The sequence below is a fragment of the Flavobacterium sp. genome, from assembly GCF_044371705.1.
Classification (GTDB): domain Bacteria; phylum Bacteroidota; class Bacteroidia; order Flavobacteriales; family Flavobacteriaceae; genus Flavobacterium.
The window spans coordinates 1-9,503 of the sequence record NZ_JBILTE010000106.1 but is presented as its reverse complement, the minus strand read 5'-3'; the positions used below and the strand labels follow the sequence as shown (position 1 = coordinate 9,503).

Annotated in this window: 9 protein-coding genes; 5 read left to right on the top strand and 4 right to left on the bottom strand. The window is 35.9% G+C overall.

The window, feature by feature from the left end:
- Positions 1-1,656, top strand: a 1,656-nt coding sequence (locus ACIQ2S_RS08500) for an AMP-dependent synthetase/ligase (RefSeq protein WP_396174969.1), incomplete at its 5' end; no start/stop codon positions are given.
- A gap of 79 nt (positions 1,657-1,735) precedes the next feature.
- Positions 1,736-2,122: a hypothetical protein gene (locus ACIQ2S_RS08495; protein ID WP_396174967.1), complete on the top strand. Its 387-nt coding sequence runs from the start codon at positions 1,736-1,738 to the stop codon at positions 2,120-2,122.
- 110 nt (positions 2,123-2,232) lie between these two features.
- On the opposite strand, the gene ACIQ2S_RS08490 is transcribed toward ACIQ2S_RS08495, so the two are convergent.
- Genes ACIQ2S_RS08490 through ACIQ2S_RS08480 form a run of 3 tightly spaced genes read right to left on the bottom strand, consistent with a single transcriptional unit; the run spans position 2,233 to position 4,602 of the window.
- Positions 2,233-2,559, bottom strand: a complete 327-nt coding sequence (locus tag ACIQ2S_RS08490; RefSeq protein WP_396174965.1) for a hypothetical protein — start codon at positions 2,557-2,559, stop codon at positions 2,233-2,235.
- A gap of 59 nt (positions 2,560-2,618) precedes the next feature.
- Positions 2,619-3,680 carry an AMP-binding protein gene (locus tag ACIQ2S_RS08485; RefSeq protein ID WP_396174962.1) on the bottom strand — a complete coding sequence of 354 codons (1,062 nt, stop codon included), beginning with the start codon at positions 3,678-3,680 and terminating at the stop codon, positions 2,619-2,621.
- A complete protein-coding gene (locus ACIQ2S_RS08480) occupies positions 3,673-4,602 on the bottom strand; it encodes a lysostaphin resistance A-like protein (protein WP_396174960.1) in 930 nt (309 codons plus the stop codon). The genes ACIQ2S_RS08485 and ACIQ2S_RS08480 overlap by 8 nt, the downstream gene beginning before the upstream one ends.
- A gap of 104 nt (positions 4,603-4,706) precedes the next feature.
- Here ACIQ2S_RS08480 and arsC point away from each other — a divergent pair, with 104 nt between their 5' ends.
- The gene (gene arsC / locus ACIQ2S_RS08475; protein ID WP_396174958.1) at positions 4,707-5,048 is read left to right on the top strand and encodes an arsenate reductase (glutaredoxin); all 342 of its coding nucleotides are present in this window, start codon (positions 4,707-4,709) and stop codon (positions 5,046-5,048) included.
- Between the two features lie 95 nt (positions 5,049-5,143).
- Positions 5,144-7,621: a TonB-dependent receptor domain-containing protein gene (locus ACIQ2S_RS08470; RefSeq protein ID WP_396174956.1), complete on the top strand. Its 2,478-nt coding sequence runs from the start codon at positions 5,144-5,146 to the stop codon at positions 7,619-7,621.
- 59 nt (positions 7,622-7,680) lie between these two features.
- Here the strand turns inward: ACIQ2S_RS08470 and ACIQ2S_RS08465 are convergent, their stop codons facing one another.
- Positions 7,681-7,842, bottom strand: a complete 162-nt coding sequence (locus ACIQ2S_RS08465; RefSeq protein ID WP_396174954.1) for a hypothetical protein — start codon at positions 7,840-7,842, stop codon at positions 7,681-7,683.
- Between the two features lie 199 nt (positions 7,843-8,041).
- On the opposite strand from ACIQ2S_RS08465, the gene fumC reads away from it, so the two are divergent.
- The gene (gene fumC, locus ACIQ2S_RS08460) at positions 8,042-9,427 is read left to right on the top strand and encodes a class II fumarate hydratase (protein ID WP_396174952.1); all 1,386 of its coding nucleotides are present in this window, start codon (positions 8,042-8,044) and stop codon (positions 9,425-9,427) included.
- Positions 9,428-9,503 lie beyond the last annotated feature (76 nt).

Sequence of the window (9,503 nt, the reverse complement as noted above, 5' to 3'; positions counted from 1 at the left end):
ATTGACAAAGCGAATGCTATTTCAAGAGCCCTATTGCGATTAGGCGTTCAAAAAAATGATAAAATAGCTGTGATTTCCACCAACAACAGAACCGAATGGAACATCATGGATATTGGGGCACTGCAAGTTGGTGCTCAAAATGTGCCGATTTATCCCACCATCGGTTCCGAAGATTATGATTATATTCTAAATCATTCCGAATCGAGTTATTGTTTTGTATCCGATCAAGGAGTTTATGATAAAGTAGCTGCCATTCAAGCAAATGTCCCCTCTTTAAAAGATATTTATTCTTTTGATGTGATTCCGGGTTGTAAAAACTGGACGGAGTTATTGGAATTGGGTGCCGCCACCTCCAACCAAGACGTGGTAGAAGACCGAAAAAACAATGTGAAACCCGAAGAATTAGCAACGATTATTTATACTTCCGGAACAACAGGAAGACCCAAAGGTGTCATGCTTTCGCACAACAATATTGTTTCAAATGTGTTGGATAGTGCACCACGAATTCCATTTGCAGAAGGAACCAGTCTAGCATTAAGTTTCCTACCCATCTGTCATATTTTTGAACGCATCATTTTATACATTTATCAATATTATAGTGTATCGATTTATTTTGCAGAGAGCATCGAAAAATTAACGGATAATTTAAAAGAAGTGCATCCGAATGTGATGACGGTTGTACCGCGACTTTTGGAAAAAGTGTACGATAAAATTTATGCAAAAGGAGCAGAACTCACCGGTATTAAAAAACTGTTGTTCTTTTGGGCGGTTAATTTAGGTCTTAAATACAAACCCTATGGTGCGAACGGCTGGTGGTATGAAAAACAATTAGCTTTGGCTCGCAAACTGATTTTTAGCAAATGGAAAGAAGCCTTAGGTGGAAATCTGGATGTGATGGTTTGCGGTAGTGCCGCCTTACAACACCGATTATCTCGTGTATTTGCAGCAGCAAATATTCCGGTAATGGAAGGTTATGGATTAACAGAAACGTCTCCCGTTATTACGGTTAACGACATGCGAAACGGTTTATTCCGAGTAGGAACTGTTGGTAAACTAATTAAAAATGTTGAAGTGAAAATTGCCGAAGATGGTGAAATTCTTTGCAAAGGTCCCAATGTCATGATGGGCTATTACAAAGACGAAAAGTTAACCAATGAAGTAATCGTGGACGGCTACTTTCATACGGGTGATATTGGTGAATTTGATTCAGACGGATTTTTAAGAATTACCGATCGTAAAAAAGAAATGTTTAAAACTTCGGGCGGAAAATACATTGCCCCGCAATTAATTGAAAACCGCTTGAAACAATCACTTTTTATCGAACAAGTCATGGTAATTGGTGATGGTGAAAAAATGCCGGCTGCGATCATACAACCTAATTTCGATTTTGTTCGCGAATGGGCTCATCGCCACGGATTTGAAATTACCGGAACCAATGCAGAATTGGTAGCCAATGAAAAAGTAATTGAACGTTTTCAAATTGAAGTGGACCATGCCAATGAAAAATTTGGAAATTGGGAAAAGATTAAACGATTCGAACTTACGCCGGATGCTTGGACAATTGAAGCGGGTCACCTCACTCCTACCATGAAATTACGTCGAAAAATCGTACGTGAAAAGTACCAACATTTATACGAAAAGATCTACCAATCGTAATTTTCGATGTTTTTTTAACAACTGTTTATCTTTTTTTTGTAAGTTTAACTCACTAACCAATAAATAGTTACTTATGAAAATGAAAAATTTTATTATTGCTGGTATCGTAGGAGGAATTGTAAATTTCCTTTTGGGATGGTTGTTTTATGGAATGCTATTCAAAGATTTTTTTCCACAGGACGAAGAAACAATGAAACTGGAATTGATTTTTTCCGGATGCTTGGTGTATGGCTTATTTATGTCGTATATTTTTACCAAATGGGCTGGTATCACTCAGGCTACTACCGGGGCGAAAGCGGGAGCCATTATTGGCTTTTTTTATTCTTTATCCGTAAATCTCTTTATGATTGCCGAGCCAAAATTTGGAATCAGCTATGAAACGATGGTCATTGATGTGGCCATATCTGTAGTATCAGCTGCAATTATTGGAGCTGTTATTGCAATAGTCAATGGAAAAATAAAATGATCCAGCTATAATGAAACCAAAAAACGCTCTAATTTAGAGCGTTTTTTTTTGAAAACTTTTTGGTACTACGTTGCGGAAATAAAATAGTACTGCTGTTTATTGACAGATTATTAATCACTTATTTGGATAAAGTACATAAATCCATAATAAAGATATATTGTCGCTAAAACAAAAGATAAAACAATAATTGAAAATGTAGTAATAATTTGCCAAAGTAGCATTTTAGAATTCTTAGCTAAAATTAGTAATGAAATTATTGTTGATAATCCATAAAGAATTGACCAGCTAAACAAAAAAAGTCCTAAAAACATAAAGAAATCGGTTCCAGTTAAGCGAAATAAAAGGAAAAGTACAGTGCCAGATATAATGGAAATGACTGTAACCTTTTTTACAAAGCTTATGTATTCAAGTTTTGAAATTACGGTTTCATCATCCATAAACAAATTTTCTTCAGGTAATCGTTCTACAAATATTTGAGCTATCTACTTTATTTTTTCTAAAACATAAACTTACTCAACGTTTCTTTTCGAATAATTTTACCGGTAGGTGTTTCTTCAAAATGTTTGACAAAATGGATTTCTTTTGGTTTTTCATATTTATCCAATACATCAAAAACCGAATCTTCAATAGTCATTGGTTCGCCTTCCACAATTAAAACCAATTTCTCTCCCAACACTTGATCCGGTTTCCCTATTACAAAATAGCGACGGGGAATTCGGGTAGCTAATTTTTCCTCGATTTGTTCAGGGATTAATTTAATCCCTCCACTATTAACAACATTATCAAATCGACCCAACCAGATAAATTTATTTTCAGAAACCATTTCAACAATATCGTTGGTTTCAATAATTGTATCAGAAATGGATAGAGCTTTGATGAGCAAACAACTATTTTCATCCTGAGACAACATTACATTTGGGAAAACGGTAAAAGCTTCTTCTCCTATTCGCTTGGCTGCAATGTGTGTAATAGTTTCGGTCATTCCATAGGTCTCATAAATCTCCGATTTAATTTTCATTAATTTATCTTCCAGTGGTTTCGTGATTTTGGCACCTCCAATAATTATCTTCTTTACACGATGCAATTTATCTATTGAATATTGAGCTTGCATAGGAACCAATGCTGTAAATTCATAATCGTGACCAATAGTATCCAATGGATGTGAACTTGGAGCAACAAAGTCAATCTCCAAACCTAAAATAAAACCGCGAATAAACATCATTTTTCCGGCCACATATTTTGCAGGTAAGCAATGAAGTACTCGGTCACCGGGTTTTAAATCAAAGAAATCGCCGGTGGCTAATGACGAGCGAACCATTGCTTGTTTATCTACACGAATCAATTTTGGAATTCCAGTAGATCCGGAGGTATTTATTTCTAAATAACTTTTATCATCAAACCAATCCAATAAAAAATCACCTACAGGTTTTTCAAAATCCTCGCCTTCTTTAATAAAACTATAGGCAACTCGACATAAATCTTCGCGGTTTAGATGAAAACCATTTAATTTAAATTTATTGTGAACGTTATGATAGGTTATTTCATTTAAATCAATCATTTCCAATAGAATTAATTTGTTCAGATTCAGGAGATAGTGGGTAGACTTTTCCGGTAAGTTTTTCCTTCCAATTGACCCAGCCATATTTTCTACCAAAAATAATTAAAAGAATCGGAAATATGATAAAAATCGGAAATAATACATCGAATCCCGCTGAGGGTTCTGACACGTCTTTTAAAATAGAATCAGTTTGAAAAGCAGTCCAATCTGCAGTGACTAAAAGTGCCCCAATCAGGTTGTTGGCTGCATGAAATCCTAAAGCTAACTCTAAACCTTCATCCATTAAAGTAATAATGCCCAGAAAAAATCCTGTGCCTATATAATAAATCATGATAATCATACCTAGCTTACCTACTTCGGGATTGGCAATGTGCATGACTCCGAAGAGAACCGACGTAATTATCAAAGGAATCAACCTGCTTTTAGTAACCACACCGATACCTTGCATTAAATAGCCTCTAAATAAGAACTCTTCAAAACTGGTTTGCAACGGAATTAAAATAATTGCCAAGAATAAAAAAATAAAAAAATCTACAGGATTAAAATTAATCGTAAAATTTTCGGGTGAAATAAAGTAAACCAGAAGCGTGGACACTACCGTAAACGAACCCCAAACTATAAACGAAAAAAAGATGCGATGCCAGTCTACTTGCTTACGAGAAGTAGTTAGACTTCTGATACTTTGGTTATGAATATATTTTACCCAAAAAAGCAAAACGAGGCATGCAATAGACAGGGGGCTCACCAAAAATGCAAATGTTATATTGTTCCCAAATTGGTCAATCATTTGTTGCATAACCACGTTTACATCAACATCTATTGTGGTAATATAATTTACAACCATTAATCCCATAAAAAATAACGGAATTGGTAAATAAAGAAACCAATTAAAATTTTTGCCTTGAACTTGTTCGATATACATAACTGCTTATTTGTTTTTCAAATATAAGTGATGTTCTAGAATATGTTAGATTTTTTTTAACAAAAATTGACTATACAAAGGTTTTCTTTGCACAAATAACACGTATGATTACAATTTTACATAATCCGAGATGTGGTAAATCAAGAGAAGCCCTTTCACTTTTAGAAGCAACCGGGAAACCATTTGAAATAATTAAATACCTTGACAACCCCCTTACTACTGCAGAATTAAGTACAATTATTCAGAAATTAAAGTTGCATCCCATCGACTTGGTTCGGCAAAAAGAAGCAGTTTGGATTGATAAATTTAAGGGAAAAAATCTTAACGATGCGGCTATTATCAAGGCAATGGCTGATTATCCCATACTAATTAAACGACCAATAATTGTCAATGGATCCATAGCGGTAATTGGCAGACCAATTGACAACCTATCTGGAATCGTTTAAGGTTTTGCAACAATCATTTAACAAATCTTTAGGACTGCACTGTTAAACCAAAGTTTAATTTTACCGTCGAATAAAATCATATATATCTTACCCTAATGAAAAAAGTACTAGCGTTTTTATTTCTACTTTTTATCGGAATTAATTGCTTGTTTTCACAACAAGGTCAGCCCGGAAAAAAAATCAAAGTAACCGGGAAGGTTATCGAAAAGAACTCCTCACAACCCTTAGAATATGCAACAATTGTTTTGCAGAGCACTCAGAGAGCCGATGTAATTAGCGGCGGAATCACCAATGCCAAAGGCGAATTTGATATTGAAATCATAGCAGGAACCTACGATATACGTGTAGAATTTATATCTTTTAAGACTGTAGAGATTAAACAGCGAGCAATCTTAGAAAATACAAATTTAGGAATTATAGGTTTAGTAGACGAAACTACTCAATTAGGAGAAGTGGTCTTGCGTGCTGAACAATCAACTGTTGATATAAAATTAGATAAGCGTGTATACAACGTTGGTCAGGATATGATGGTAAAAGGCGGAACCGTTAGTGATGTATTAGATAATGTACCTTCAGTAGCGGTAGATGTAGATGGAACGGTGAGTTTGAGAGGGAATGAAAGTGTTCGTATTTTGATTGACGGTCGTCCATCCAATGCGATCAATATTAACGATGCTTTGCGATTAATACCGGCAGAAGCAATCGATAAAGTGGAAATTATTACCAACCCATCTGCCCGATATGATGCCGAAGGTGGGGGTGGAATTATCAATATTATTCTAAAAAAAGGGAAAAATAGTGGTATTAATGGAACGATAACCGGCGTATTAGGAGATCCTACGAATAGGGGAATTACAGGTACAATTAATTACAAAAATAAAGACGTCAATTTGTTTACTACGCAAGGTTACAACTACAGCGATAGCCCGGCAAACGGACTGACTGACACCGAGTATCTTAATCCGGATGGTAGTACACGAAACTTTATTTATGAAGATCGCTCAAGTTCAAGAATTGGTGATAGCTACAATGGTAACTTTGGTTTTGATTGGTTTTTAACCGAAAAAACTACTTGGACCAACATCTTCACCTACCGAGAAAATACAACTGAAAATCCGCAGCTGGTAACTTTTGCCAACTTTGATGAAAATAAAGTATTCCAGTTCGATCGCACGCGAGTAATTAATCAAGATAATGAAGGACAAAACATCGATGTTACAACCAATGTAACACATAAATTTGATAAAGAAGGTCACCAATTGACCGTAGACGCCAATTACTCTAAAAATACTGGTTTGGACTTTACTGGTATTGAAGATTCTGTTTTTGACAACCAACGTACTTTAAATGATCAAATTCAGGAAAGAAGTCTACTGCAAACAGATTATGTAAAACCTTTTGGTAAAACAAGTCGTTTTGAGGCGGGATATAAAGGAGAATTCATTGAGAATTTGAATGATTTTTCTGTGGAAGATTTTGATGAAGACATCAGTGATTGGGTAATTAACCCAAATATTAGTAACCTTTTTGAATACAAGGAGAAAGTACACGCTTTTTATGCACAATACGGTAGCAAAATAAATAAATTTTCGTATTTCTTTGGTCTACGATGGGAGGATTCAAATATTGATGTGAATCAATTATCTACCAATGATTTGACAAACAAAAGATACAACAACTTTTTCCCAAGTGCTGTTTTCTCCTATGAAATCGACGAAAAAACGAATACTTCGTTAAGCTATAGTCGCAGAATAAGACGTCCGAGAGGTTTCTTCTTGAATCCGTTTCCAAACTTAACCAGTAATATTAATATCTTTCAGGGAAATCCTGATTTAGATCCTGCGATGACACATGCTGTTGATTTAGTTTACCTTCAAAAATTTGGTAAGTTAACATTAAGTAGCTCGGCCTATTACAACATGACCGAAGACTCCTTCCAATTTATCAGAACAGAGTCGGGCCAGTTTGTTGAAAACATAGTCGATGGTGAACTAGTAATAACACCAATTATTATTACCACTCCAATCAATCTAGCAAACGAATACCGTTTCGGGTTTGAGTTTAATTTGAATTACAACCCCTACAAATGGTGGAAGTTAAATGGAAACTTCAATTTCTTCAGAAATGAAACAGCAGGTGAATATTCATATGAGGATTTTTTAGGCAACACCATTGTCCAAGATCTTGACAATGTAGCCGTAACATGGACCACACGAATTACATCGCGAATTACCTTGCCTTACAAAATTGATTGGCAACTAAACGGAAATTATCGAGCTCCGGAGACTAGACCACAAGGAAAATCTTTGGGAATTGCAAGTGCAAATACATCCTTAAGCAAAGACATATTAAAAGATAAAGCTACAATTGCTTTAAACGTGAGCGATATTTTTAATACGAGAAAAAGAATCACTGAAACCAGTATTCCCGGTGTGATCAACTCCTACGACGAAAATCAATTTAGAGAACGACAAATAAACCTCTCCTTTACGTACCGTTTCAATAAACAGAAAAACGAACGCGAACGTCAGCAAAGACGTGAAAATGGCGAGGAACCTGAATTCATGGGGTAAATACAAAAAGAGGGACGCAAACGCGTCCCTCTTTTATTATAATCAAATTATAAAAATGATTATTCGTCGTCTTTTTTAGCTCTTTTCTCTTTGATTAATTCCATAATAGCTCCGCCCAACCAATAGTGGACAAAACCAACTAAAAATATCATCAACCAAAAACCGATGGTTAAAACGGTCAAGAAAAGAATAAAGCCTAAGTACTGTTGAAATTCAAACATGTTTTCCGGAATTTTTCGAATTCAATTACAAAGATATGGGAACAATACCATTTTATCAACTGAAAATAAAATTATTTTTAAAAGTCAGTTGTTAATAACTAAATTTACAATAGCTATGGCAATTACAAAAATCAATGGCAATTACAAAATGCAATAGCAATAGCAAAATTCAATAGCTAACTTAAACGCTCAATATAAAATGGATTACCGCATCGAAAAAGATACCATGGGTGAAGTGCATGTTCCTGCAGCAATGTACTGGGGAGCACAAACGGAACGATCCCGAAGCAATTTTAAAATTGGTCCTCCAGCATCCATGCCCAAAGAAATCATTGAAGGCTTTGCCTACTTAAAAAAAGCTGCTGCATTTGCCAATCACGATTTGGGCGTTTTAACCATTGAAAAAAGAAATGCGATTGCTGCTGTATGCGATGAAATTTTAGAAGGCAAATTAAACGACCAGTTTCCATTGGTAATTTGGCAAACCGGTTCAGGGACTCAAAGCAATATGAACGTTAATGAAGTAATTGCCAATCGTGCACATGTACTGGCCGGAAATCCTTTAGGTGAAGGCAATTTGGTACTCAAAGCAAACGACGATGTCAACCAATCACAATCTTCCAATGATACCTTTCCTACCGCAATGCACATTGCTTGCTATAAAACTGTTGTAGAAAATACGATTCCGAGTATTACGCAACTTCGAGATACATTACACGCAAAAAGTGAGGCTTTTATGCAAGTAGTGAAAATTGGTCGCACCCATTTAATGGATGCCACTCCCCTAACCTTAGGACAAGAATTTTCAGGCTATGTTTCCCAATTGGACCATGGAATTAAAGCGTTAAAAAATACGTTGGCTCATTTATCTGAACTAGCGTTGGGCGGAACAGCTGTTGGCACCGGTTTGAATACTCCTCCAGGTTACGACGTGAAAGCAGCTGCGTACATTGCAGAGTTTACCGGATTGCCCTTTAGTACCGCACAAAATAAATTTGAAGCTTTAGCCGCTCACGATGCTTTGGTGGAATCGCATGGTGCTTTAAAAACGATTGCTGTTTCTCTGACTAAAATTGCAAACGACATTCGAATGATGGCTTCCGGCCCACGTTCGGGAATCGGTGAATTACTCCTCCCCGAAAATGAACCGGGATCTTCAATCATGCCCGGAAAAGTGAATCCAACGCAATGCGAAGCTCTAACCATGGTTTGTGCACAAGTGATGGGAAATGATGTAACTATTACTATAGGTGGCATGCAAGGACATTATGAATTAAATGTTTTCAAACCTTTGATGGCAGCTAATTTTCTTCAATCAGCGGTATTATTAGGTGATGCTTGTCGATCTTTTGACGAGCATTGTGCCAAAGGAATCGAACCCAACATACCTCGCATCAATGAATTGGTTCAAAATTCCTTAATGTTGGTCACGGCTTTAAATACAAAAATTGGCTATTATAAAGCGGCCGAAATTGCACAAACGGCTCATATAAACGGTACATCTTTAAAACAGGAGGCAATTGCGTTGGGATATGTTAGTGCGGAAGATTTTGATGCTTGGGTGAAGCCGGAGGATATGGTTTGAATGTAAAATAGCTTTTATTTATTCTTCAAATTTAATTCAAGTAAAATATCTTGTCGGGGTATGTTATAAGATCGGA